Source organism: Kitasatospora sp. NPDC032121 (assembly GCF_055580145.1).
The window spans coordinates 276511-301655 of the sequence record NZ_JBVILX010000010.1 but is presented as its reverse complement, the minus strand read 5'-3'; the positions used below and the strand labels follow the sequence as shown (position 1 = coordinate 301655).

Annotated in this window: 22 protein-coding genes; 12 read left to right on the top strand and 10 right to left on the bottom strand. The window is 73.7% G+C overall.

All coding sequences use genetic code 11. The features are described 5' to 3' along the window. Nucleotides 1-84: 84 nt before the first annotated feature. Complete coding sequence (locus ACZ5OX_RS25020) at nt 85-540, bottom strand: SsgA family sporulation/cell division regulator (protein WP_465633113.1); 456 nt, start codon at nt 538-540, stop codon at nt 85-87. A 584-nt stretch (nt 541-1124) separates the two neighbouring features. Here ACZ5OX_RS25020 and ACZ5OX_RS25015 point away from each other — a divergent pair. The 3 genes from ACZ5OX_RS25015 (at nt 1125) to ACZ5OX_RS25005 (ending at nt 4269) form a co-directional block, all read left to right on the top strand. Next, nucleotides 1125-2375 carry a PucR family transcriptional regulator gene (locus ACZ5OX_RS25015; protein WP_465633111.1) on the top strand — a complete coding sequence of 417 codons (1251 nt, stop codon included), beginning with the start codon at nt 1125-1127 and terminating at the stop codon, nt 2373-2375. A gap of 228 nt (nt 2376-2603) precedes the next feature. Further along, complete coding sequence (locus tag ACZ5OX_RS25010) at nt 2604-3479, top strand: helix-turn-helix domain-containing protein (protein ID WP_465633109.1); 876 nt, start codon at nt 2604-2606, stop codon at nt 3477-3479. Between the two features lie 43 nt (nt 3480-3522). Then, entirely contained in the window at nt 3523-4269 is a 747-nt protein-coding gene (locus ACZ5OX_RS25005) for an alpha/beta fold hydrolase (protein ID WP_465633107.1), read from the top strand. 99 nt (nt 4270-4368) lie between these two features. Here the strand turns inward: ACZ5OX_RS25005 and ACZ5OX_RS25000 are convergent, their stop codons facing one another. Together ACZ5OX_RS25000 and ACZ5OX_RS24995 are read right to left on the bottom strand one after the other, a co-directional pair. After that, nucleotides 4369-5331, bottom strand: a complete 963-nt coding sequence (locus tag ACZ5OX_RS25000; protein ID WP_465633105.1) for a VOC family protein — start codon at nt 5329-5331, stop codon at nt 4369-4371. Nucleotides 5332-5491: 160 nt separating this feature from the next. Then, nucleotides 5492-6328 (bottom strand): alpha/beta fold hydrolase, encoded by an 837-nt coding sequence (locus ACZ5OX_RS24995; protein ID WP_465633103.1) that lies wholly within the window; start codon nt 6326-6328, stop codon nt 5492-5494. A 261-nt stretch (nt 6329-6589) separates the two neighbouring features. On the opposite strand from ACZ5OX_RS24995, the gene ACZ5OX_RS24990 reads away from it, so the two are divergent. After that, complete coding sequence (locus ACZ5OX_RS24990; protein WP_465633101.1) at nt 6590-7147, top strand: Dps family protein; 558 nt, start codon at nt 6590-6592, stop codon at nt 7145-7147. 110 nt (nt 7148-7257) lie between these two features. Next, nucleotides 7258-7719, top strand: coding sequence for an SsgA family sporulation/cell division regulator (locus ACZ5OX_RS24985; protein ID WP_465633099.1), 462 nt, complete (start codon nt 7258-7260; stop codon nt 7717-7719). Between the two features lie 142 nt (nt 7720-7861). Here the strand turns inward: ACZ5OX_RS24985 and ACZ5OX_RS24980 are convergent, their stop codons facing one another. From ACZ5OX_RS24980 to ACZ5OX_RS24970, 3 genes are all read right to left on the bottom strand, one after another. After that, on the bottom strand, nt 7862-8629 hold the full coding sequence (locus ACZ5OX_RS24980) for a GPR1/FUN34/YaaH family transporter (RefSeq protein WP_465633097.1): 768 nt from the start codon (nt 8627-8629) through the stop codon (nt 7862-7864). 136 nt (nt 8630-8765) lie between these two features. Further along, nucleotides 8766-9248 (bottom strand): DoxX family protein, encoded by a 483-nt coding sequence (locus tag ACZ5OX_RS24975; RefSeq protein ID WP_465633095.1) that lies wholly within the window; start codon nt 9246-9248, stop codon nt 8766-8768. A 29-nt stretch (nt 9249-9277) separates the two neighbouring features. Next, complete coding sequence (locus ACZ5OX_RS24970; protein ID WP_465633093.1) at nt 9278-9940, bottom strand: hydrolase; 663 nt, start codon at nt 9938-9940, stop codon at nt 9278-9280. Nucleotides 9941-10255: 315 nt separating this feature from the next. Between ACZ5OX_RS24970 and ACZ5OX_RS24965 the strand changes: the two genes are divergently transcribed. The 4 genes from ACZ5OX_RS24965 (at nt 10256) to ACZ5OX_RS24950 (ending at nt 16511) form a co-directional block, all read left to right on the top strand. After that, nucleotides 10256-12136 (top strand): amidohydrolase, encoded by a 1881-nt coding sequence (locus tag ACZ5OX_RS24965; RefSeq protein WP_465633139.1) that lies wholly within the window; start codon nt 10256-10258, stop codon nt 12134-12136. A gap of 94 nt (nt 12137-12230) precedes the next feature. Then, nucleotides 12231-12917 carry a YoaK family protein gene (locus tag ACZ5OX_RS24960; protein WP_465633091.1) on the top strand — a complete coding sequence of 229 codons (687 nt, stop codon included), beginning with the start codon at nt 12231-12233 and terminating at the stop codon, nt 12915-12917. A 127-nt stretch (nt 12918-13044) separates the two neighbouring features. After that, on the top strand, nt 13045-15768 hold the full coding sequence (locus tag ACZ5OX_RS24955; RefSeq protein WP_465633089.1) for a helix-turn-helix transcriptional regulator: 2724 nt from the start codon (nt 13045-13047) through the stop codon (nt 15766-15768). Between the two features lie 314 nt (nt 15769-16082). Continuing rightward, a complete protein-coding gene (locus ACZ5OX_RS24950; protein ID WP_392875088.1) occupies nt 16083-16511 on the top strand; it encodes an Ohr family peroxiredoxin in 429 nt (142 codons plus the stop codon). Nucleotides 16512-16829: 318 nt separating this feature from the next. On the opposite strand, the gene ACZ5OX_RS24945 is transcribed toward ACZ5OX_RS24950, so the two are convergent. The 4 genes from ACZ5OX_RS24945 to abc-f all read right to left on the bottom strand — a co-directional run bounded on the left by ACZ5OX_RS24945 (nt 16830) and on the right by abc-f (nt 21521). After that, entirely contained in the window at nt 16830-17345 is a 516-nt protein-coding gene (locus tag ACZ5OX_RS24945) for a hypothetical protein (RefSeq protein ID WP_465633087.1), read from the bottom strand. A 141-nt stretch (nt 17346-17486) separates the two neighbouring features. After that, entirely contained in the window at nt 17487-18065 is a 579-nt protein-coding gene (locus tag ACZ5OX_RS24940) for a CGNR zinc finger domain-containing protein (RefSeq protein ID WP_392917784.1), read from the bottom strand. 1 nt (nt 18066) lies between these two features. Next, nucleotides 18067-19800: an ABC-F family ATP-binding cassette domain-containing protein gene (locus ACZ5OX_RS24935; RefSeq protein WP_465633084.1), complete on the bottom strand. Its 1734-nt coding sequence runs from the start codon at nt 19798-19800 to the stop codon at nt 18067-18069. 86 nt (nt 19801-19886) lie between these two features. Continuing rightward, nucleotides 19887-21521, bottom strand: coding sequence for a ribosomal protection-like ABC-F family protein (abc-f, locus tag ACZ5OX_RS24930; RefSeq protein WP_465633082.1), 1635 nt, complete (start codon nt 21519-21521; stop codon nt 19887-19889). Between the two features lie 449 nt (nt 21522-21970). On the opposite strand from abc-f, the gene ACZ5OX_RS24925 reads away from it, so the two are divergent. The 3 genes from ACZ5OX_RS24925 to ACZ5OX_RS24915 all read left to right on the top strand — a co-directional run bounded on the left by ACZ5OX_RS24925 (nt 21971) and on the right by ACZ5OX_RS24915 (nt 25044). Next, nucleotides 21971-22693 carry a molybdopterin-dependent oxidoreductase gene (locus ACZ5OX_RS24925; protein ID WP_465633080.1) on the top strand — a complete coding sequence of 241 codons (723 nt, stop codon included), beginning with the start codon at nt 21971-21973 and terminating at the stop codon, nt 22691-22693. Beyond that, nucleotides 22641-23309: a cytochrome b/b6 domain-containing protein gene (locus tag ACZ5OX_RS24920; RefSeq protein WP_465633078.1), complete on the top strand. Its 669-nt coding sequence runs from the start codon at nt 22641-22643 to the stop codon at nt 23307-23309. Before ACZ5OX_RS24925 ends, ACZ5OX_RS24920 begins: the two co-directional genes overlap by 53 nt. 121 nt (nt 23310-23430) lie before the next feature. Next, nucleotides 23431-25044: a tannase/feruloyl esterase family alpha/beta hydrolase gene (locus tag ACZ5OX_RS24915; protein ID WP_465633076.1), complete on the top strand. Its 1614-nt coding sequence runs from the start codon at nt 23431-23433 to the stop codon at nt 25042-25044. Nucleotides 25045-25145 lie beyond the last annotated feature (101 nt).

Genomic DNA, 25145 nt, shown 5'->3' with positions numbered 1-25145 from the left:
CGTCAACGTTCTCTGGGCCCTGATTCGTGACAGACGGTGCTACCACATCACACCCCCAGCGACCGAGACGGCTTGACAACGACATTAGGAAGCGAGGCCGTCGAGTTCGGCGGACCAGTCGATCAGGCCGGCCTCGGAGCCCTGGGGCACCAGGGTGAAGCAGTCCCGGCGGAGCCAGCGGCGGACCTGGCGGGAGGGCAGGTCGATGAGGACGACGGTGTCGCAGCCGCGGAGCATGATGCGCAGGGAGGCGCGGCCGTGGCAGGTGCAGGGCGGCCAGATGCGGACGTCGCCGAGGCCGGCGGGTCTCTGCAGGCCCTCCCAGAGGAGGTCGCGGGAGAAGCGCCAGGTGCCCGCTTCCGCGGCGGGGCCGAGGAACTCGAGTGCGACGGCGAGCGGGTCGTCCCTGCGGTAGCCGAGGCGCACCGGGATGTCGACGGACTCGTGCTCGCCGAGGACCAGCCGGGCGTCGAGGGTGAGGTCGGTGGTGGTGGCGTCCGGGCCGGGCTGGGGGCTGGGCAGGGGCTGGTGCGTGGGCACGGGAGGTCTCTCCTGGGCGGTGTCGGGGTGGGGCCGGCGCGAGGCCGAGAGGGGCCGTCCGGGGCCGGCGTGGGGCCGGCGGGTGCGGTGTCCGATCGGGACGGGGCCACACCGGACGATCGGAGCGTCGGCGCCGGTGACGGCGCGACGCTCCTGCCTCGAGCCCTGGGAGCTGCCGAGGAGCAGGGGGAGGCGGAACCGGTCTTCAGGTTAGCGGGCGGCGGCGGGCGCGGATGTTCCGCCCGTGCACCGCGGGGTGACGATCCGCGCACCTTTCGCGCGGTGGACGGGGCCGGGCGCGGGCTCCCCGCCGTCGCGTCCACTCCGTACGACAGTTGTGGGACGGCGCGGCCGGTGACCGGAGCGGCGGTCGCCGTCCGGTCCTGCTTCGGGTCAACTCGGCTGTGTGGCAATGGAGTTCACTGGCAGTGACCGTGCTCCGGCCGCGTGCGCGGAGGCTCTTCCAGGTGTGGAAGCGGCCCGGGGAGAGGACGTCCGGCCCGCGGGGAGCCGCTGTTTCCTCGTTTTGTCGAATGTCCGCCCCTCCCGTTCCGCTCCTTGTATGAATGCGCCGGGAGGCAATCATGACGATGTGGATCCGGCGCGCGCGTGCGGGAGGCGAGGCGCTGCAGAGTTTGGTGGACGGCCTGGCCGAGGAACTGGGGCGCTCGGTCGTCCTCGACGACCCGCTGGTGCGGATGATCTGTGCCAGCCGGCACTTCGGGGACGAGGACCGGGTGCGGGTGCGCACGCTGCTGCAGGGCGTGGCGGACGACGAGGCCATCCGCTACGTGCTGTCCCGGGGCGTCGCCGAGTGGACGGGCCCGGGTGTCCTGCCGGGCCGCGACGACCTGGGGCTGCAGCCGCGCTACTGCGTCCCGATCCGCGAGCGCGGCCACCTGCTGGGCATCCTGATGGTCGTGGCGGTGGGCGAGCCCCTCACCGAGGCCGAGACCGAGGCCATCGACCGGGTCGCCGGCACGGTGGCGGTCGAGATGTACGCCGAGCGCCTCGCCTCGGACGACGACGAGGAGCACATCCGCGGGCTGGTGGGCCGACTGGTCGGCTCGGACTCGGCGCTGCGCTGCGCGGCGCACCAGCGCCTGGTGGACGACGGACTCCTTCCGGCCGGCCCCCACGTCGTGGTGACCAGCGTGGCCGTCACCGGACAGCGCGGGCCCTCCGGCCAGGTCGCGGTGGCGCTGCGCGGCGCCCTGGAGCCGTTCCGGCGGACCCGCACCGCCCACGGGCTGCCGGCGGTCGACCAGGACCGGGCGGTCCTGGTGCAGGTCTTCGAGAAGGAGCCGTCGGAGGAGGACCTGGACCTGCAGGGCCGTGCCGTCGTCCGCTCCCTGACGACCTTCCTCGGCCCGGGGCCGTCCGTGGCGGTGGGTGTCGGCGGCCGGCGGACGGCGCTCGCCGACGCGTGGATCTCGCACGAGCAGGCTCTGGTCGCGGTGCGCGCGGCCCGTCGTCTGCCCCGGCTGGAGGGCGTCGGCGACTGGGAGCGGCTCGGGGAGTACGCCGTGTTCCTCCAACTGCCCGACAGCGCGCTCAACGAGTCCCTCCTGCCGAACCCGCTGCGGCGCCTGCTGGACGACAGCGCCGGCGCCCGGCTGGAGGAGACCCTGCGCTGCTTCCTGGAGAACGCCGGATCGGTACCCAGGACGGCGGAGGTGCTGGAACTGCACCGCACCTCGCTGTACTACCGGCTGCGCCGGATCCAGGAGATCACGGGCCTGGACCTGGACGACGGCGCGCACCGCCTGGTGCTGCACATGGGGCTGCGGCTGTGGGATCTGCTCCAGTCCGCCCCGGAGGCTGCCGTCCGGTAGCCGGCGGCCGGGGTGGGCCGTTGCTACAGAGCGATGAAGCTTCGTTGGGCAATCCCTACGTCGGTCGGTGGTCAACGGGTCCGGTGCGCGGCGAGAATCGTCACCACGAGCTGCCGCTCATCCCCCGGCCGCCGTGCCCCTCTCCGTGCGGCGCGGCGAGCCCCAGCACCCGTACTGAACCCTCGCAACCGGTCGGAGCCTCCCGTGATCCCGTCGGGTCCCTCGCCCATGCCCGAAACCCCCGCGCCCGAAAGCCCTGCGCCCGAACGCCGAGCCCAGCAGCTCGTCCAGGTTGCTCTCGACGGCGGCGACTGCGTCGACGTCCTGTCCCCGCCGCCCGGGGCCGACCCCGAGGACTGCCTCTACGTCCTCCTGCACGTGCGGGGCGCGGCCACCGTACGGCGCGGGGGTGTCAGCACGGTGCTGGCGCCGGGGGACCTGCTGATCGGCACCGCCGTGCACCCGGTGGGTCTGCTGCAGGACGCGCAGAGTCTGATGGTGCGTTTCCGCGTCCCGTGCTTCTACCTGGGCGTGCGGCAGGCCGACGTCCGGCGTGCGGGCGGGCTGGTGGCGCGGGGGAGCGAGGGCGTCGGCTCGCTCGCCTCGCAGCTGCTGCGGACGCTCGTCGTCCAGTCCCGGGCGCACCGGGCCCGGCCGGGCAACCACCTGGCGCGCAGCGTCTGCGACATGGTGGCGGTCCTGGTGGCGGAGCTGCTGGAGCGGGAGGCGCCGGAGCAGCCGGGCGGCGCGGCGGAGCTGCTGGCACGCATCCGGGCTCACATCGAGGAGAACCTCGCGGATCCGGATCTGGCGCCGGAGTCGATCGCCCGCTCGCAGCACATCTCGGTGCGCTATCTGCACAAGCTGTTCCAGCAGGACGGGACGACGGTGGGCCAGTTCGTGCGGCAACGCCGACTGGACGCCTGCCGCCGGGAGTTGGAGCGGCCGTCGCGCCGGCAGCGCAGCGTCTCCGCGGTGGCGCACCGGTGGGGTTTCGTCAGCCACTCCCACTTCAGCCGGACGTTCCGCGACGCCTACGGGGTCTCGCCGCGTGAGTGGCAGGCCTACGCCACCCAGAACGACAGCCGCACCCCGGCCTCCTGACCCCCTGCGCCACGACTCCTCCGCCACCCGCCGAAAGGCCGCCATGCCCTCCATCCGGCCCACCGTCGTGCTCGTCCACGACGGCTGCTCCGACGCGACCACCTGGTTCGGCGTCGTCGCCGAACTCCACCGCCGTGGACTGACGGTCCTCGCCGCCGCGAACCCGTTGCGGGGCCTCGCCCATGACGCCGCCTACCTGGCCGACGTCGTCGCGGGCATCGACGGCCCCGTCGTCCTGGTCGGCCACTCCTACGGGGGCGCCGTGATCACCGAGGCCGGGGCCGCCCCCAAGGTCCTCGCGCTGGTCTACGTGGCCGCCTACCTCCCCGACGTGGGGGAGAGCCACGAAACGCTCGCCGGCCGCTTCGCTCCCGCGCCGCTCATCCCCCGGCTGCGGCGCACCGAGTCCACCACCGGCGGCACCGGCCGTCCGGCGGAGCTCACCGTGCCCGCGGAGTGTTTTCGGCCGCTGGTCGCCGCCGACCTCGACGCGGAGGTGGCGCAGGTGCTGGCCGCGATCCAACGCCCCGTGGCCGAGCGGGTGTTGACCGACGCGCCGACGGTGGCGGCCTGGCGCGCGAAGCCCTCGTGGGCCCTGGTGACGGGCGCTGACCAGGCGCTCGCGCCGGACGTCCAGCGCTTCACGGCCGAGCGCGCCGGCGCCACCGTCCTCGAACTGCCCGACGCCTCCCACGCCGTGGCCGTCTCCCGGCCGAGCACGGTCGCGGAGTTCATCCACGAGGCGGCCGGATCGGCTTCCGTACGGCCGGCGGCGGCCTCCGTGCGGTAGCGGCGGCGTTCCGCGGAGCCGGTGCGCGGACGCGCCGGTGCCGGCGGGCGGCCGGGCGACGAGGTGCCCGGCCGCCCGCCGGTGAGTGCGTCCTGCCGGTCAGCGCTCGGTGTGGATCTCCGCGACGTAACCGCCGGGGAACCGCACCATCGCGCTGTCCCGGCCGCCCGCGCGGACCGGTCCGGACAGCACCGTGGCGCCGGCGGCCTTCGCCTTGTCCAGGGTGGCGCCGAGGTCCGACACCCCGTAGCCGGTCAGTTCCTTGCCGAACGGGTAGGGCAGGTGGCCGTCGGTCACCGCGACCGTGGTGGTGCCGAAGCCGGAGGTGAGCCGGATGAGCCGGTACGTCGTGCCGGGCAGACCGAGGGCGGCGCCGTCGGCCTTCCGGTCGTCGGAGACGATCCGGCCCTGGGTGAAGGCGAGGTAGCTGTGCAGGAAGTCGCCGACGGCGTCCGGCGACAGGTAGAGCCGGTTCTCCGGCACGCTGGCCAGCGGCGGGTACGACGTCGGGCCGGTGTGCACGTAGAGCTGGGCGCTGATCCCGCCGGGGAACTGGACGACGGCGTCCCGGCCGATCGGGTCGGCGAACGGCGCCACGGTGACGGTCGCGCCGTCGGCGCGGGCGGCCTTGACCGCCTGGTCGAGGTCGGTCACCAGCCAGCCGGTGCGCTCGGTGCCGAAGGGGTACGGGATGGGCGTGGTGTAGTCGAACACCGACAGCGTGCCGACCGGGGAGACGACCAGCTCGGACAGCGTCCGGCTCGGCGCCGGGGTCACCTGGGTGGAGACCGGTCCGATCGTGGTGCCGCCGAAGGTGGACGTCCAGCTGGTCACGAAGGCCTGCTCGGTGCCGGGCTCGACGTAGACGTGGGTGGTGTCGTACTGCGGGCCGACGGCGAACTGGCGGTGCTGCCCGCCCGACGCGCTCGCCGCGGTGCTCTGGGACGTGCTCTGGGACGCGCTCTGGGGTGCGCCCTGGGCCGCCGAGACGGCGGGGGCGGCCGTGACGGCGGCGAGCGCCGCCACCAGCGGAACGATGCGGCGGGCCGAACGAAGCTTCACGGGAAACCTCCTGTCGTGGAGCGCGCCCGGTGTCCGTTCGAACGGACACCGGGCGCGGGTGCGCGGTGGTCGGTACCGCCGCCACCACTGGGCCTGGGGCGGTGCCGGCGGTACCGACGTCTGTGCGGACGGCCGCGTTCGGGTGGGGCGGCCGTCCGGGCTACTTGGCGAGGAAGGCGAGCAGCGCGGCGTTGACTTCCTCGGCGTGGGTCCAGAGCAGGCCGTGCGGGGCGCCCTCGATCTCGACGTAGTCCGCGGCGGGCAGGGCCTTGTGGAAGGGGCGCGCGGTGTTCTCGATCGGCAGGGTGCGGTCGCCGGTGCCGTGCAGGATGAGGGCCGGCACGTCGATGCGGGCGATGTCGGCGCGGAAGTCGGTGTACCAGGTGGTCGGCGCGGCCGAGGCGGCGAAGGCGCCGCCCGAGGTGGCGACGTTCCAGCTGTTGCGGACGGCCTCCTCGCTGATCCGGGTGCCGAGGTTCTCGTCCAGGTTGTAGAAGTCGTTGAAGAAGTCGGTGTAGAAGGCGAAGCGGTCGGCCTTCACCGCGGCGACGACGCCGTCGAAGAACTCCTTCGGGGCGGCGCCGTCCGGGTTGTCGTCGGTCTTCAGCAGGAACGGCTCCAGGGAGGCCAGGAAGGCGACCTTGGCGACGCGGGCCGAGCTGTACTCGGACACGTAGCGGGCGACCTCGCCGGTGCCCATGGAGAAGCCCACCAGGACGGCGTCGCGGACGTCGAGGGTCTCCAGCACGGTGTTCAGGTCCGCGGCGAAGGTGTCGTAGTCGTAGCCGGTGGTCGGGTGCGAGGACCGGCCGAAGCCGCGGCGGTCGTAGGTGATGACCCGGTAGCCGGCGTCCAGCAGGGCCGCGCTCTGGCGCTCCCAGGAGTCACCGTTCAGCGGGAAGCCGTGGATCAGCACGACCGGCTGGCCGGTGCCGTGGTCCTCGTAGTAGACGTCGATGGAGGTGGAGTTCTCCTGGCCGACGGTGATGTAAGGCATGGGGTTTCCCTTTCCTAGCGCAGCGGGGGGCTGCAACGGGGCCCACGCTAGGCGCCACCGGATCCGGCCGGTTGCCTGTGAGAGCACCCCGAGTCGTCCCAGAGCGCCGAGCCGGAGCGGGAGTTGACGGCGGGGGCCCGAACTGCCCTTCGGTGCACGGACCGACCGCAGGCAGTGCGCCGTCGGAACAGGCCGCGGCGGCCGCGTTCCTAGCCTGAGGAGCACAGAGCCGCCCCCACGAGCACAGAGCCAAGGAGCACCATGACCAACCAGCAGCCGCGCCTCCACCAGCACGGTCCCGAGATCCAGGAGTTCGGCACCGTCACCCAGCTGCCGATCGCGCTCTCCCACGACGCCCGGCAGTACTCGTGCCAGCGGCTCAACCGGGTCCTCGCGGACACCCAGTTCCTGTACGCGCTGTACAAGAAGTACCACTGGGGCATGCGCGGACCGACGGCCTACCAGCTGCACCTGCTGTTCGACAAGCACGCCCAGGAGCAGCTGGAGCTGGTCGACGCGCTCGCCGAGCGGGTGCAGAGCCTCGGCGGCGTCGCCGTGGGCGACCCCCGGCACGCCGCCGAGATCACGGGCGTGCCGCGCCCGCCGGACGGCATCGAGGGCGTGCACTCGATGCTCTCGCGCCTGCTCGACGCCCACGAGACCATCCTCGCCGACGTCCGCGACGCCGCCACCCGTACCGCGGAGCTCGGCGACGACGGCACCCAGGACCTCCTGGTCTCCCAGATCATCCGCACCGGCGAGACCCAGGTCTGGTTCCTCGCCGAGCACCTGGTCGTCGCTCCCGGTACCGGGGAGTGACCGCGGGCCGGGCCTGTTCGTCGGCAGGCCCGGCTCCGCTCAGTGCCGGGCCCGTTCGTCGGCGGGCCCGGCACTTTTCTCGTTTCCGCTCATCGTCCTCGGAGGTACCCGTGCCCGGCCGCCATCCGTTCCCCGGTCACGGCCCCGCCGCGGCCGGGGACTGCGCCACGCCCGTACTGAACGCGCAACTCAACATCGGGGACGGGAAGTTCATCGACCTGCCGGTGCGTTTCGTGTACCGCGCGCGGGCGCCGTTCTCCGTGGTCATGGAGTTCCCCGGCTCCGACCCGGCGGTCGGGACGTGGGAGTTCTCCCGCGACCTGCTGTGGAAGGGCCTGCACCGGCCGGCGGGGATGGGCGACGTGCGGTTCGCCCCGCCGTGCCGCTGCCACGGCCGCCGGCTGCTGCGGATCACGCTCAGGGGGGACGACGGCACCGCCTCGATCGACGTCCCGGTCGAGCCGGTGCACAGCTGGCTGCGCGAGCGGAGCTTCGCCCTCGTGCCGCGCGGCGACGAGGCCCGACTGATCGACTGGGACGCCGAACTGAGCAGGCTGGCCGGTGGCCGCTGAGCCGGCCCCTGGCGTGGTTCCCACGAACTGCCGACCGGCATGCGCGAATCGGCTGTGCCCGTACCGGAAACCCGGTACGGGCACAGCCGATTCGCGTTCCGCCAGGGGAACCCCGAGCCCGGGAGCCCGTGCGGGACGTCCGCTACAGGGTCCGGCGCACGCCCGCCTGCTGCTCCAGCCGGTTCAGCTGGCCGGTCAGCCCCGCGTGCATGGCGTCCCGCACGGGGCCGCTGCGCCCGATCCACAGGACCTCCCGGCCCCGCAGCTCCTCCAGCATCAGGGCGTAGGCCGCGTACATCGCGACCGCGGCGAGGAGCATGCCGAGCGCCCCGGCGACGTGCCCCAGCCAGGCCTCGCCCGAGACGCCGTAGAGGCCGGCGACGAGGTAGCGCGGAACGGCGATCATCAGGAGCACCCACAGCACCCTCTTCGGCCTCGCCACCGAGGCCATCAGGGCCGCGAAGACGGTGAACACCAGGTTCATCACGCCCAGGACCCGGGCACCGCCGAGGGCGTCCGACGCCGTGACCAGGCCGTTGGCCAGCCAGGCACCGGCGAACCCGCCCATCAGCGTCGCCGCGATGACATCGCGGGCGCCGAACGCGAGGATGCTGACCAGCAGTTGGAGGACGAACGCGGAGAACAGCGTGAGCGCCACGGCCTGCCGGTACGCGCCGTCGACCAGGCCGAGCTGCAGGCTGCTGGCCACGGTGGAGGAGATGGCCACCGTGAAGAAGCCCAGGGGCATCGGCGAGGCGATGGGCCGCAGGGTGAGCCGTGTCATGGCGTGCAGGTCCGGCTCGTGGTCGGGGCCCGCCGCCCGGTCCGCGCCCGTGGGCGCCCCGTTCCCGGCCTCCGTCGGGCCCGGCTCGCGTACGCGCGTCTCTTCCGTCGTCGGTGTCGTCATCATCTCGCTCCCTGCTCTCGGTACTTCGGGTACTTCGGGTACTTCGCATGTATGCCGACGGGCTCGGGCTCCGGGTGGTCTTCCCACCCGGGCCCGAGCCCGTCCGGTGTCGGCTGCCTGACCGCGGTGCTGACCGGGGTCAGTCGCGGTGCAGGGCGAGCCGGGTCGCCAGTCCGCCGCCCACGCCGGCGACGACGGCGGCGGGCAGGCACCACAGGGGCCAGTCGGCGAGGCCGAGCGCCCCGTCGACGGACCACTGTCCGGGGCCGGTGGCGGTGAGTGCCGCGGCGGTGGCGATCAGGACGAACGGGAACTCGTACCCGTCGTGCTGGACCCACAGGCCGTGCGGCCACTTGACCGTCAGGGCGACGGTCATCACCCCCATGACGCCCGCGCCCGCCAGCGGGGTGAGCAGACCGGCGGCGAGCATCAGCCCGGCGCCGATCTGGGTGCCGCCGGCGGCCACCGCGGTGAGCTTGCCACCGCGGAAGCCGTCGCCCCGGAACTCGGCGCTACCGCCGTCGAGTCCGCCGCCACCGAGGTGGAAGCTGACCTTCTGGACGCCGTGGCCCGCGATGAGCAGGCCGACGACCAGGCGCAGCAGGAGTAGACCCGTGTTCATGTCGGACTCCGTCGGATCGATGGGGTCCGTCAGCCGGCGGCGTGCGGGTTGATCATGGACTGGGCGTAGACCAGGCCGATGCCGTAGGCGCCGCCGTGCTCCTTGACGAGCTCGGTGACCGCGACGTAGGTCTCGGCGCGGGCCCAGTCGCGCTGGAGCTCCAGGAGGACCTGGATCCAGGTGACGGGGACGGCGCCGGCGGCGGTCATCCGCTGCAGGGCGTGCTCGTGCGCCAGCGGGCTGACACCGCCGGAGGCGTCGGCGACGACGTAGACCTCATAGCCCTGGTCCAGCGCCGAGAGCGCCGGCAGGACGAGGCAGACCTCGGTCCACAGGCCGGAGAGGATGATCTTCTTGCGGCCGGTGGCCTTGACGGCCTCGACCAGGGCCTCGTCCTCCCAGGCGTTCATCGTGGTGCGGTCGATGACCTCCTGGTCGGGGAAGACGGCCTTCAGCTGCGGCAGGATCGGGCCGGAGAAGGACTCGGCGGCGACGGTCGACAGGACGGTCGGGACGCCGAAGATCTTCGCGGCCTTGGCCAGGCCCTCGGTGGCGTTGATGATGGCGGTGCGGTCGCCGCTGCCGGTGCCGAAGAACATCTGCGGCTGGTGGTCCACGAACAGCATCATCGCGTTGTCCGGGGTGAGCAGGTCCGGGCTCGGGGCGGCGTGGACGTTGGCGAAGTCGACCATGGGTCTTCTCTTTCTCGTGAATGAGGGGAGCGACGCGGGAAAGTGACACCGCGTCAGGCTTGGCCCGGCCGGATCGGCGGGGCTTCACGTCAACGACACTAGCCCGCGATCGGCGGGCGGTTCTGCTCGCTCTGCGCCCGGGACTGTCCCGACAACGCACGACCCACCGCACCCGCCCGGTCGGCCCGCGTCAGTGCGCTGCCGGGCAACCGGCCATGCGCTGCGAAGAACCTCGCCCCACCGCCGCCTGCCTACGTTCGCCGGGTGGCCTCGCGCCGAATCACCCACCCAACGAAGGGGCTTCCCTTGTCCACCATGCCTGTCGCCGGCGTCCGCCCCGGCACCCCCGACGAGCCCGCCGACCTGGTCGTGCGCAACGCCAAGGTTTTCACCAACGACCCGCGCCGCCCGCAGGCCACCGCCGTGGCCATCCGGGACGGACGGATCCAGGCCGTCGGCGACGACGCGGACGTCGTCCCGCTGGTCGGCCCCGGCACCCGGGTGGTCGACGCGCTCGGCCGCCGGGCCGTCCCCGGCCTCAACGACGCGCACCTGCACGTCATCCGCGGCGGCCTCAACTACGTGATGGAGCTGCGCTGGGACGGCGTCCCCACGCTGCGCGAGGCCCTGACCATGCTCCGCCGGCAGGCCGAGCGCACCCCGCCCGGCCAGTGGGTGCGGGTGGTCGGCGGCTGGTCGGCCGACCAGTTCGCCGAGCGGCGCCTGCCCACCCTGGCCGAACTGAACGCCGCGGCCCCCGACACCCCCGTCTTCGTGCTGCACCTCTACCAGTCGGCCCTGCTCAACAAGGCCGCCCTGCGCGCCGCCGGCTTCACCCGCGACACCCCCGACCCGGTCGGCGGCCAGATCGTGCGCGGCAACGACGGCGAGCCCACCGGCCTGCTGATCGCCGCCCCCGGCGCCCTGCTGCTCTACTCCACCCTCGCCAAGGCGCCGATGCTGGACGAGGCCGACCGCATCGGCTCCACCCGGCACTTCCTGCGCGAGCTCAACCGCTTCGGCCTCACCTCCGCGATCGACGCGGCCGGCGGCTTCCAGGCCTTCCCCGAGAACTACGGCACCGTCATGGAGCTCGCCCGCCGCGGCGAGCTGAGCCTGCGCATCGCCTACCACCTCTTCCCGCAGACCGCCGGGCAGGAGCTCGACGACCTCAAGCGCTGGGTCGACACCGTCCGCCCCGGCGAGGGCGACGAGTGGCTGCGCCTCAACGGCGCCGGGGAGAACCTCACCTGGGCCGCCGCCGACTTCGAGAACTTCACCGAGCCGCGGCCGCAACTGGGCTCCTACGAGACCGAGTTCGAGAAGGCCGTGCGCCTGCTCATGGAGAACGGCTGGGGCTTCCGCCTGCACGCCACCTACGACGAGACCATCCGCCGCGACCTCGCCGTCTTCGAGAAGCTCGCCGCCGAGGGCCTCTTCCCCCAGGGCAACCGCTGGCTCTTCGACCACGCCGAGACCGTCAGCAAGGACAGCCTCGACCGGATCGCCGCCCTCGGCGGCGCCGTGTCCGTCCAGAACCGCCTCTCCTTCCAGGGTGAGGCCTTCGTCAACCGCTACGGCGCCCCCGCCGCCGCCGAGGCGCCGCCGCTGCGCGCCATGCTGGACCGCGGCCTGACCGTAGCGGCGGGCACCGACGCCACCCGGGTCTCCTCCTACAACCCGTGGGTCGCCCTGCACTGGCTGGTCTCCGGCCGGGCCGTCTCCGGCCGACGCCTCGCGGCCGAGCACAACCGGCTCGACCGCGCCCAGGCCCTGGAGCTCTACACCCTCGGCGGCGCCCGCCTCACCGGCGAGGAGGACGTCAAGGGCCGCCTGACGGTGGGCAGTTACGCGGACCTCGCGCTGCTCAGCGCCGACTACTTCACGGTGCCCGAGGCCGACATCCCGCACATCGAGGCCGTCCTGACCGTCGTCGGCGGGCGCATCGTCCACGCCGCCCAGGAGCACGAGGGCCTGGCGCCCGAACTGCCGGAGATCTCGCCGTCCTGGAGCCCGGTCACCGAGTTCGGCGGCTACCACGCCACCCCCGCCCCCAGCCTGGCCGCCGGCGTCCGCCAGGCCGAGGGCGTGCTGGAGGCCGTGGCGGCCTCCGGCGAACAGCACGCCTGGCGCCAGGCGCGCGGCCTCGCCCTGCCCGGGCAGTCCCAGACGCCGATGGACCCCTGCTTCTTCTGACGCACTCGCCGGTCCCGTCACGGGGCACCGCCTGCACCAGGCGGTGCCCCGCCCGCATCCCCGATTCCCCCACCTCCCCCCGCGAGGAGCCGTCGTGACCACACCCCCGCCGCCGCAGCCGTCCGGACCGCAGATCCACGACCGCCACCCGCTGGCCCTGGCCCTGTTCGGCCTCACCCTGGTCAGCGGACTGATCGACGCCGTCAGCTACCTCGGCCTCGGCCACGTCTTCACCGCGAACATGACCGGCAACGTCGTCGTCATCGCCTTCGCCCTCGCCGGAGCACCCGGCTTCTCCGTCACCGGCTCCCTGACCTCCCTCGCGGCCTTCCTGCTCGGCGCGGGCGTGGCCGGCCGCCTCGCCACCCGGAACGCCGGATCCCACCGCGCCGCGCGGCTGCGCACGGTCTTCGTCCTGGAGGCCGGGCTGTATGGAGCCGCCGCGGCCGTCACCTTCGTCTGGAGCGCCGACGGGCCCGCGCAGTACCCGGTGATCGCCCTGCTCGCCCTGGCGATGGGCATCCGCAACGGCACCGTCCGCGGCCTCGGCGTGCCCGACCTCACCACCACCGTGCTGACCCTCACCCTGACCGGCCTGGCCGCCGACTCCCGCCTCGCCGGCGGCACCGCCCCCCGCCAGCGCCGGAAGATCCTCTCCGTCGTCACCATGCTCGCCGGCGCCGCCCCCGGCGCGGTCCTCGTCCTGCACGGCCAGATCGCCTGGGCCCTGGTCGCCAGCGCCGTCCTGGCCGGCCTCACCGTCCTGCTCTACCGGGAGTGACCGCAGCCGCGGGACGGCCCGGCCGCGACGTTCCCGCCGCCCGGCCGGCGACCTCGGGAGCGGTTCCGGCGGGCGGTAGCCTTGGGTCCCCGGCGAGCGGACCGGCCGGGGCGAGGGAGAGGCACCAGTGACGGAGGACAGGCGGTTTCCGGTCCTGGTCGGTCGGCAGCGGCAGACGGAGCTGCTGACCGCGGCACTGGTCCAGGCCGAGGACGGCGCGAGCGGCTCCACCGTCCTGCTGCGCGGCGACGCCGGTGTCGGCAAGAGCACGCTGATCGCCTGGGTGGAGCGGATGGCGCGCGAGCGCGGGTTCACCGTGCTGCGCGCGGTCGGCGCGGAGGCGGAGACGGACCTCGCCTTCGGCGCCCTCCACCAGGCCTTCCGGTCGCCGCTCCAGCGTTCCGGCGCACTGTCCGCGCACCAGCGGGAGGCCCTGGAGAGCGCGTTCGGCGTCCGCTCCGGGACCCCGAGCGGCTTCGCCGTCGGCGCCGCCACGCTGGCCCTGCTGCAGGAGGCGGTACGGACCGCCCCCGTGCTGCTGCTCCTGGACGACCTCCACTGGATCGACTCGTCGAGCGGGACCGTCTTCGCCTTCCTGCACCGGCGGTGCGCCGAGCTGCCGGTGGCGGTCGTCGGAGCCACCCGCCCGGACGGCGCGGCCGCCCAGATCTGGTCGGCCGAGGCCGTCGACGTCCCGGCCCTGCCCCCGGCGGACGCGGCCCTGCTGCTGGGCACCTGCTACCCCGAACTCGCGCCGCCCGCGCGGGAACGCGTCCTCGCCGAGGCGGCCGGGAACCCGCTCGCGCTGGTGGAACTGCCGCGCCAGCTGGCGGCCGCCCAGCAACGGGGCGCCGCTCCGCTGCCCGAGCGGCTGCCGCTCGGGCGCAAGCTCGAGCGGATGTTCGCCGAACGGCTGGGCACGGTCACCCCGGAGGTCGGCCGCCTCCTCCTGCTCGGCGCCCTGGCCACCGGCCCCGACTCCGGCAGCGCCGAGTGGCTGCGCGCCCTCGCCGACGAGAACGCGCGGGAGATCCTGGCACGGATCGAGGAGGAGGGCCTGGCCCGGCTCGACCCGGCCGGGCAGCTCGTCTTCCGGCACCCCCTGGTCCGCACCGCCGTCGTCTCCGCCGCCTCCGACACCGCGCGCCGGGAGGCGCACCGCGCCCTGTCCGACGCCCTCGCACCGGAGGACCCCCGGCGACTGGTCCACGAGGCCGCCGCCGCGCTGCTGCCCGACGAGGACCTGGCCCGCCGCCTCCAGGAGGCCGGCCGCGACCTCGCCGGCCGGGGCGGCGAGGCGGAGGGCGCGCTGCTGCTCGAACGCGCCGCCGCCCTCAGCCCCAGCGGCTGCGACCGCGTCCGCAGGCTCACCTGGGCCGCGGTGATGGCGGCCCGCGGCGGGCAACTGCGCCACACCGTGGCACTGGTCGAGGAACTGAAGAGCGGTACCGTCCCGCAGGACATCGACCCGCTGTTCTCCTACGCGGTGGTCTACGCCGACCAGAGCCACCACGTCGACTTCGAGTCCTCCGCCGCGCTGCTGCCCGCCGCCCTCGACACCCTGACCGCGCCGGGCGCCGACACCTTCGGCGGGCTGGTCGAACAGGTCTACTTCAAGCTCCTCCTCGCGGCCACCTACACGGACGACCCCTGGGCCTGGCGCGCCCTGGAACGGCACCGGGAGAACGTCTCCGAGGTCGGCCGGCTCTGCCTGCGCGCCTGGACCGACCCGGGCCCGGACGCCGCCGCCGCCCTGCTGGCGACGGCCGAAGGCCTGACCGGGGCGCAGGAGGCCGGCGCGGCCTGGCTCCTACTGTGGACCTCCGCCGCGCTGGACCGGCCCGACGGCGACCTGTGGCAGCGCTTCACCGGCCTGCACGGCTACGCCACCCAGGGCTCGGTCGCCAAGGCCAGGGCCCACCAGGACTACCTGCTCGGACACTGGGACCGCGCCGCTGTCTGCCTGCGCGAGGCCGAGATCGCGGACGAACTCGGCTACCACACCAACGCCCTGATGTTCCGTCAGTACCACGCCCACTTCCTCGCCGGCCGGGGCGACGAGGCCGCCCTGCGGGAGGTCGAGCGGACCGTCCGGCCGATCGCCACCCGCGCCCGGATGCGGTACGTCCTCGACCGGCTGACCCATCTGCGCGGCCTGGCCGCCCTCGCCCACCGCCGCTACGAGGAGGCGTACGGGCACTTCTCCGAGCTCACCCCGCCAGGGCGGCTGTCCGGCGGCCGGCCCTGGCACCACACGCTGGTCCTCGACCTGGTGACGGCCGCCGTGCACACCGGACGGCACGAGGAGGCCCGGGCCCACCTCGCGGCCGGAGCCGCGGCGCGCTCCGCCGAGATCTCCGCACACCACGCCTTCCTGTGCGCGGCCGCCACCGCCCTGGCCGCCGACGACGAGGCCGACGCCGCCTACGAGGCCGCATACGCCGTCCCGGGCGCCGAGCAGTGGGTGTTCGACCTCGCCCGGCTGCGGCTCGCCCACGGCGCGTGGCTGCGCCGCCGCCACCGGCCCGGCGTCAGGGAGGCGCTGCGCGCGGCCCACCACGCGTTCCGCCGCCTGCGGGCCACCCCCTGGGCGGCGCAGTGCGAGGAGGAGCTCCGCGCCGCCGGGGACTCGGTGGCCCCGCCGCAGACCGGACCGGCCACCGCGGCGCCCGAGCTGACCGGCCAGGAACTGCGGATCGCCCGGCTGGCCGCGACCGGGCTGACCAACAAGGAGATCGGCCGGCAGCTCCAGCTGTCGCCCCGCACCGTCGGGGCCCACCTATACAAGATCTTCCCGAAGCTCGGCATCACCACGCGGGCCGCCCTCGCCCACGCCCTCGACGGGATCTGACCTGCGGCCCCGCCCGCCCGACCGGGCCGGCGGGGCCGCCTCGCCGGACTCCAGGACGGCGACAGGCGGCTTCTGGAGCGGGGCGGTCTCACCTCTCCCACCCACCGCCCCGTCTCCCACTCACCGCCCCGACGACGTTGCACCCGAACGGCACCGTCGCATCCCGTCACGACCGAATCGCGTCACCGGCTTGACTGGTGACGCGCTGAGTTGCCATCATTGCATCACCGGCCGGGCCGGTGATGCTCTCCGGGTTCGAGTGCATCGCCGGACGTGGTCGGACGCCGATCCGATCCAGATGGGGAGCACCAGTCATGGCAGTCAGCTACACCGCCGTCGTCGACGTCGACGGTGAGGGCCGCAACGGCGGCCGGGTCCGTTCCTCCGACGGTCTGCTGGAGACCGGTCTCGCCATTCCGAAGGAGTTCGGCGGCGCCGGCACCGCGACCAACCCGGAGCAGCTCCTCGCGGCCGGCTGGGCGGCGTGCTTCCTCGGGGCCGTCCGCCGGGCGGCCGGCGACCGCAAGGTCCGGCTCACCAGCACCAGCATCACCGCCGAGATCACGCTGAACCACGGCGACGACGACGCCTTCTCGCTCTCCGCGGTCCTCCGCCCCGTACTCGGCGGCGTGGACCAGGCCACCGCCGAGGAGCTGGCGCAGGCCGCCCACCGGATCTGCCCGTACTCCAAGGCCACCCGCGGCAACATCCCGGTCGTCATCCACGCCGGCGTCGTTGCCTGACCCACCCCCTGAACGCGGGCCCCGTGCCTGTTTCCCCCGTCCGGCACGGGGCCCGCTCACACCCGCACACTCACACGTACGCACACCGTCGACCGGAGGGCGAAGGGCCATGGCTTCCTCGACACACACATGTCTCCGGATGGCCGGACGTATCCGTCACGCCCTTGACCGGTGTTCCGGCGTCTCCGGCGGGCAACGACCCCGGAGGGAGCGGCCGTGGCCGGACGCCGCGCAGCTGTGGAGCTGGGCGGAGACCGTCGAGCTGCTGGGGTACGGCCCCGGGGCCTCGTTCTTCGTGTGAGTCCGGGGGCCGGCCGGTCAGTCGGCCAGGCCCGCGCGCACCAGGGTGTACATCACGGAACGCTGCTGCTTGTGGCGCCGGACGCGCCCCTTGGCGACGAGGGACTCCAGGGTGTTCCGCACGACCTGGGGCGTCGGATTGCGCTTCGGGTACGTCGCCATCAGCTCGTCGCGCAGGTCCTTCGCCAGGCACGGTTCCTCGTGTCTGCCCAGTAGTTCCGCCAGCAGGTCGCCGAGCAGAGGCCGGTGCGAAGTCCCCTTCGCACCGGCCTTCGCCGTGCGGGCGGCCGGGGCGGTGGGGGCAGTGGGGACGGCGGCGGGCTCCACCGGCGTCCGCCCGGAAGGAATCGCCCGGCCGGAGCGCCCCTCGTGGCGCTCGGCCACACTCAGGATCTCGGCCAGGAGGGCCTCCTCCTGCTTCAGCGTCCTGAGCTCCTCCGCCAGCTCCCGCTGTCGCTGGTGGTTCTTCTCCAGGTCCGACGCGGCTTGTTCCACGTAGCGGGACCGGAGCGTGGAGGCTGGCTGGCGGGTCACAACCGTTCACTCCCTAAGGCACGGATGGGGTGTTGCATGGTACCCGTGCCGGGGCCGGTGCGCCGACGCCCGTGACGACGCACGGCCCCGCACTCGTCGTGCGGGGCCGTGGCCCGAGGGGGTGCTGAGAGGTTCCCGGGGCTACCGGGCGCCGGCCGCGGACGGCGTCTTCTCGGACGGCGTCTTCTTCCGTGCGCGGTAGGCGGCAGCCTTGATCTTGTTGCCGCAGGACTCCATGCCGCACCACTGGCGGCGCATGCCCCGGGAGCGGTCGATGTAGATCCGGGTGCACTCCGGGTTGCCGCACTCCTTCATCAGCGGGACGTCAGGGCCGCTGAGGAGTTCGACCGCCTGCCGCGCGACGGTCGCCAGCGCCTGCTCGGGGGTCGCCTCGTTGTGCCGCCCGGTCATGGTGAGCTGCGGCGTCACGGGCGTCTTGCGCGCGGCGGCGTTGAGCACGGCGAGCGCCTCGCGGTCGAACGGCTCGTCGAGCCGTCGGTTGGTGACGAGCCGGTAGATCGCCTCGCGGACGGTCGTCGCCTCGCGGACGTCGTGCTCGTCACCAGGCGTGATCGTGTCCACGAGCCCGGAGTCCAGGTACCAGGCGTTCAGGCGCTCCGGCGTCACGAACATCTCGAACCGGACCGTGCGCCGGGCACGGAGCGTAGCGGCGAAGTCCAGGGCGGGGTGCCCGCAGACGAAGACATGGTCAAGGTTCACATCACCATGCTGACAGGTGACTGCGCGGCGGTGCAATAACGCGGGCGCCGGCTGGGTCGAGCCGCAGCTCGCGCCCCTGCCAGCGCCGGCGCAGCCAGCGGTCGTGACTCGCGAGGACGATCGCCCCGGGACCGGTGCCGAGTGCTTCCTCCAGTTCGTCGCACAGGCGCGGGGAGAGGTGGTTGGTGGGTTCGTCGAGCAGCAGCAGCCGGGGTGGGTCGGCGACCAGGAGCGCCAGCGCGAGCCGTCGGCGCTGCCCGACGGAGATCCGGCCGACGGGCTTGTCCAGGTCCGCGGGGTGCAGCAGACCGAGGGATGCCAGCGGCACCCGCTCGGCCCGGGACGGGCCCAGCGCCAGCAGGTAGGTGTCGCGGACGGTGCGGTCGGGCCGGTCGAACACGGTGTCCTGGGTGAGCAGGCCGACCGTCAGCCCGGGCCGCCGGTGCACCGTGCCCCGGGCGGTGAGGTGTCCGGCGAGCACGGCGAGCAGCGTGGACTTGCCCGTCCCGTTGCCGCCGGTGATCAGCAGCCGGTCGTCGGCCGCCACCTCCAGACCGTCCAGCGCGAGCCGCCCCGGCACCCGGACGTCCCGGAGCGACACCAGCGGCCGACGGTCCTCGCCGGCGCCCGCGGCCGGCAGCGCGGTGTCCGCGGCCAGGCCGTCGCCGGTGTCCGCGGCCGGTAGCCCGGTGTCCGCGGCCGGCGCCCCGACGGCGAACCGCAGCGGGCGCGGCGGCTCGGGGACCTGCGCGCGCTCCAGCTCCTCCAACCGCCGGGTGGCGTTGCGCACCCGGCGGGAGACCTGGTTCTGCACCCGGCCCGCCCGGTGGCCGTAGCCCATCTTCTCGTGGTCGCGCGGCCCCCGGTCCGGGGCGACCAGGTGCGCCGTCACCCCGGCCGATCGGCGCAGCTGCGCCAGCTCCTGCTGCTCCTCGGCGTACCGCCGCTCCCAGCGCGCCCGCTCGGCGCGCCGCTCGCCCAGGTAGGCGCTGTAGTTGCCGCCGTAGCGGACCGGCCCGTCCACCGCCGGGTCCAGGTCGACCAGGTCGGTGCAGACGGCGTCCAGGAACGCCCGGTCGTGGGAGGCGAGGACCACGGTGCCGGGCAGGGCGCGGAGCTGCTCCTCCAGGAAGGCTGCGCCGTCGTCGTCCAGGTGGTTGGTCGGTTCGTCCAGCAGGAGCGCGGACGGCCGGCGGACGAGCAGCGCGGCGAGCGCCAGCCGGCCGCGCTGCCCGCCGGACAGCGAGCCGAGTGTGCGGTCGTGCCCGAGCGCGCCGAGGCCCAGCCCGTCGAGGACCAGGGCCGCGCGGCGGTCGGCGTCCCAGGACTCCCGGTTCTGCGCCAGCTCCAGCCGCCTGCCGTAGGCGTCCAGGAGGTCCGCGTGGCCGGGGTCGGACTCCGGGATCCGGGCGATCTCCGAGCCGAGCCGGTCCAGCTCCGCGAGGTCCTCGCGGGCCTCGCGCAGCGCGTCGTCCAGCACGGCGGCGACCGTCGCCCCGGGCTCGTGGGGCAGCTCCTGGTGGAGGAAGCCGAGGTCCTCGGGGCGGGAGACGCTTCCCGCGTCGGGGCGGTCCACGCCGGCGAGCACCCGCAGCAGGGTGGACTTGCCGGCGCCGTTCTCCCCGATCAGGCCGATCCGGTGGCCGGGGGCGGCGGTCAGGCCGACGCCGTCGAGGACGCGCCGGCCGCCGAGGTTGCGGACGACGTCGTGGGCGAGCAGGGCGTGCTGGAGCACGGGGAAACCTTCCGACGTGGGGGTGGGGGCCGCCGGGCACGGGGGCTCGACGGCCCTGGGCGCGGGCCGTGTCACACGTCGGCGGCTCACACCGCGGGCGCCCCGGTCTCCTTCAGCGTGCCGTCGGCCAGCCGGAGCCAGCGGTTCACCCCGATCTCGGCGAGGAACCGCTCGTCGTGACTGACCACCAGGAAGGCGCCCTGGTAGGAGTTCAGGGCGCTCTCCAGCTGGCCGGCGCTGACCAGGTCGAGGTTGTTGGTCGGCTCGTCGAGCAGCAGCAGGTGCGGGGCGGGCTCCGCGCACAGCACGCAGGCCAGGGTGGCGCGCAGCCGCTCACCGCCGGAGAGCACCCCGACCGGCAGGTGCGCCCGGGCGCCGCGGAACAGGAAGCGGGCGAGCAGGTTCATCCGCTCCGTCTCGGGCCGCTCGGGGGCGAAGGCGGCGAAGTTCTCCGCCACGGTGCGGTCGAGGTCCAGCAGGTCCAGGCGCTGCGAGAGGTAGGCGATCCGCCCGTCGTTGCGCGTGATCTCCCCGCCGTCCGGGACGAGTTCGCCGGTGACCAGCTTGAGCAGGGTGCTCTTGCCCGCGCCGTTGGGGCCGGTCAGCGCGATCCGCTCGGGGCCGCGGACGCTGAGGTCGACGCCGCCGTCGGCGAACACCGGCCGGCCGGCGTGGCGGACCTGCAGGCCCTCGCCGAGGAAGAGGTTGCGTCCGGCGGGCACCTGGGTGTCGGGCAGGTCCAGGGAGAGGCGCTGCTCCTCACGCAGGGCGCGCCCGGCCTCGTCGAGCCGGGCCCTGGCCTCGCTGACCCGGGCCGCGTGCATCTGGCCGGCCCGGCCCGCGGACTCCTGGGCGCCGCGCTTCATGTTCCCGGCGAAGATCCGGGGCAGGCCGGCGTTCTTGAGGTTGCGGGCGGCGTTGCTCTGACGCCGCTCGGCGCGTTCGCGGGCCTGCTGCATCTCCCGCTTCTCCCGCTTCAGCTCCTGCTCGGCGTTGCGGACGTTCTTCTCGGCGACCTCCTGCTCGGCCTGCACGGCCTCCTCGTAGGCGGTGAAGTTCCCGCCGTAGAAGCGTAGTTCGCCGTTGCCGAGTTCGGCGATGTGCTGCATCCGGTCGAGCAGCGCGCGGTCGTGGCTGACCAGCAGCAGGCAGCCGTTGAAGTCCTCGAGCGCGTCGTGGAGCTTGTGCCGGGCCTCGGCGTCGAGGTTGTTGGTCGGCTCGTCGAGCAGCAGGACGTCGGGGCGCTTGAGCAGCTGGGCGGCGAGGCCGAGGGAGACGATCTGGCCGCCGCTGAGCGTGCTCAGGCTGCGGTCCAGGGCGAGGCCGGTCAGGCCGAGACGGTCGAGCTGGGCGCGGGTGCGCTCCTCGATGTCCCAGTCGTCGCCGATGGTGGTGAAGTGCCGCTCGTCGACGTCCCCGGACTCGACGGCGTCGATGGCGCGGATGATCCCGGCGATGTCGAGCACCTCGGCGACGGTGAGGTGGGAGGTCAGGGGGAGGCTCTGGCGGAGGTAGCCGAGCCTTCCGGTGACCGTCACCGAGCCGGTGGCGGGCTTGAGTTCACCGGCGATCAGCTTGAGCAGGGTGCTCTTGCCGGCGCCGTTGGGGGCGACCAGGCCGGTCCGGCCGGCGGGCACGGTGAAGGACAGGTCGTGGAAGACCCGGGTGTCGTCGGGCCAGGCGAAGGAGAGGTTGGAGCAGACGACGGCAGCGTCGGACATGGAGATGACCTCGAAGGGAATGAGGGCAGGAAGGTAGACCCCTGCCCTGAGCAGACGTGCGGAAAGTGGGTACGACGAAACGGACCATCCCGGCGGCGGCGCTCCTGAAGCACCGGCCGATGGCCGTCAGATCCGGATCTCACCCGGAGATGTCGTCGTCACCCGCCACGTCTGCCACTCCTCGATCACGAACTATCAGGTCCCGGCCACTGTAGCAGGCGTTCCGGAGGCGGCAACTTTCTTTTCCCGCGCCCTCGTTCGCCCCGGCCCGAGCCTTCCGTCGCCTCGTTGACAGGCCGGGCGCGGCCGTGCCAGCATCGTCACCAGTTGAACCGGTGACGGGGTCGAGGTGGCTCGATCGTGTTCACACGTGTGAACCGCCCGCGACCGGGCCGGCCGTGGGCGGCCGCCCACCGGGACCGCCGCCACCCCGAAGGAGCGCAGTGACCATGGCGGGAAAACCGAAGCGGAGGGCCGAGGGCGCACCCGTGGGGAGGCGCGCGGTCCTGGGCATGCTCGGTGCGGGTGCCGCGGGGCTCGCCGCGGCGCCGTACCTCCAGCGCGGCTGGGAGAAGGCGCTGTCCGTCGCCTCCGAGAAGGACGCGACCGGCCTGACCGGGCTGCTGCCCAACCCCGGCGGCTTCCGGTACTTCAGCGTCGTCGGCTCGGTGCCGCACAAGGACGAGAGCGACTACGAACTTCGGGTCGACGGACTGGTCGAACGTCAGAGGACGTACACGCTGGCGGAACTGCGCGCGATGCCGCAGACCCGAGTGGTCCGCGACGTGCTCTGCACGGACGGCTGGCGGGTGAACAGCACCCCGTTCGAGGGGGTGCCGCTGGCGGTCCTCCTCGATGCCGCCGGAGTGCGGTCCCCGGGCGCGGCGGTCCGCTTCACCTGCTTCGACGGCGAGTACACCGAGAGCCTCACTCTGGAACAGGCCCGCCGCGCGGACGTCCTGGTGGCGCTGAACATGCAGGACAAGCCCCTCACCCACGCGCACGGCGGACCGGTCCGCCTCTACGTGGCACCCATGTACTTCTACAAGTCGGCCAAGTGGCTGTCCGGCATCACGGTCACCGACAAGGTCGTCCCCGGCTACTGGGAGGAGCGCGGCTATGCCGTCGACGGCTGGCTCGACGAAGCCGACCAACGCCCCGAAGCGGCCTGAACCCCCGGACCGGGTCCGCAGGTTCGGCGCCGTCGAGCGAATGGTCCACCGGGCCACCGGCATCCTGATGCTGCTCTGCCTGGCCTCCGCGGCCTGCCTGTACCTCGGGCCGCTGGCCCAACTCGTCGGGCGGCGCTTCCTGGTGGCCACCGTCCACAAGTGGTCGGGCATCCTGCTGCCGCTGCCCCTCCTGCTCGGGCTGCTCTGCGCCGAGTTCCGCGCGGACCTGCGCCGGCTCAACCGCTTCGCACCGTACGACCGCGAGTGGCTGCGGGCCGTCCGCAGGCGCTGGACGTGGCCGGAGGCCCGCCCGGCCGGCAAGTTCAACGCCGGGCAGAAGCTCTTCGCGGGCTGGATCGCCGGCGCCGTGCTGGTGATGGCCGCCACCGGTCTGCTGATGTGGTTCAGGGGCCTGCTGCCGTTCGTCTCCCGCACCAGCGCGATCTTCGTCCACGACGTCCTGGCCTGGGCGATCGCCCTCGTGCTGTACGGCCATCTGCGCAAGGCGTTCCAGGACCCGGAGGCGAGGCGCGGGATGCGCACCGGGTACGTCAGCCGTGCCTGGGCGCAGCGGCACCACGCCCGGTGGCTGTCCCGGGACCGGACCGACTCCTGACGTCCCGATCACCGCCGGCCATCGATCGCCCCCAGTCATCCCCCCGCTCGACACCCCGGCTTCCGAACGCCCCTTTCTCGACCGAATCCTTTTCCACCGAACGCACTTGGACGGGACACCCATGAAGAGACTCCTGATCGTGCTGGCGACCGGCGCCGCGCTGGCCGCCGTGAACCTGCCGATGGCGGCGGCGGACACCCGGAGTGCCGCCGCACCCACGACGTTCAGCTGTACGGCGCCGTCCGTGCGGGCCCCGGCCGGCACGGCGGTGGAGTCCGTGACGGCGCTCCGGCGCGAGGGTGGCACCATCGACGGCGCCGGGGTGGTGGGCGGCACGGTCACCGGTGTCCCGGCCTTCTGCGAGGTGACCGTCACCCTGACCCACCCGGGCGACAACGACCATGCCAAGGTGCTGACCTGGCTTCCCGTCAGCGACTGGAACGGCCGCTTCCAGGCGCTCGGTGGCAGCGCCTTCGCGGTCGGGGACAACGGCGTCGGAATGGGCACCGCGGTCAAGAACGGGTACGCCGCGACCACCACCGACGGCGGGCTCGGCGACGCCGTCGACGTCGGCTGGGCGCTGGACGCCAAGGGCGAGGTGAACCGCGCGCTGCTGAAGAACCTCGCGTCCCGCTCCCAGCACGAGGCGTCGATCCTCGGCAAGCAGGTGGTCGCCGCGCACTTCGGCCGGCGGGCCTCCTACTCCTACTTCAACGGGTGTTCCACCGGCGGGCGCCAGGGCTACCTGGAGGCCCAGCGCTTCCCCGACGACTTCGACGGCATCCTCGCCGCCGCGCCCGGCGTCAACTGGGACGAGTTCGAGGTCGCCACGCTGTGGCCGCAGGTGGTCATGAACAACGAGAAGACCTACCCGTCCGCCTGCGAGTTCAAGGCCTTCACCGACGCCGCCGTCGCCGCCTGCGACCCGCTCGACGGCGCCAGGGACGGCCTGGTGAACGACGCGTCGCGATGTGACTTCGACCCGCGCCGGCTGATCGGCACCACGGTGGTCTGCGACGGGAAGGAGCTGACCATCACGGCGGCCGACGCGGCCGTGGTGCGCAAGATCTGGGACGGCCCGCGGAGCACGTCGGGCCGGAAGCTGTGGTCCGGCGTCCCGGTCGGCGCGGACCTGACGGGGCTGGCCGGCACCGTGCTCGGCCCGGACGGCCGGTTGGAGGGCGCGCCGTTCCCGGTGCCCCGGCTCTGGGCGACGACCTTCCTGAAGAAGCAGCCGTCGTTCGACGTCTCGACGATCACCTACGACCAGTTCACCCGGCTGTTCGAGCAGTCCCGGGCCGAGTACGACGAGATCATCGGCACCGACGACCCCGACCTCTCCGCCTTCCGCGACTCCGGCGGCAAGCTCCTGAGCTGGCACGGTCAGGCGGACCAGTTCATCCCCACCCAGGGCACCGTCGACTACCGCCGGCAGGTCGAGCGGACGATGGGCGGCACCCAGCGGGTCGACGACTTCTACCGCCTCTTCCTCGTCCCGGGAGCGGCCCACTGCGGCCTCAACAAGGGCGCCGGCACGGTCGACGACCTCGCCGCGCTGGTGACCTGGGTCGAGCAGGGCAAGGCGCCCCGGACGCTGTCCGCCGGTCTGATCGACGCGGCCGGACAGACCGTCGGCCGCGACCTGTGCCGCTACCCCGAGGTGTCCCGCTACCGGGGCTACGGCGACACCGGCGCCGCCTCCAGCTTCCGCTGCGTCCTCCCCTCCCGGCACTGATCCCCTCCCGGCCCTGATCCCCTCCGGTGCCCGCCCGGCCCGCGCCCCTCGGCGCGGGCCGGGCCTTTTCGTGTCGGCGCCGACGCGAGGGCGGTGCGCCG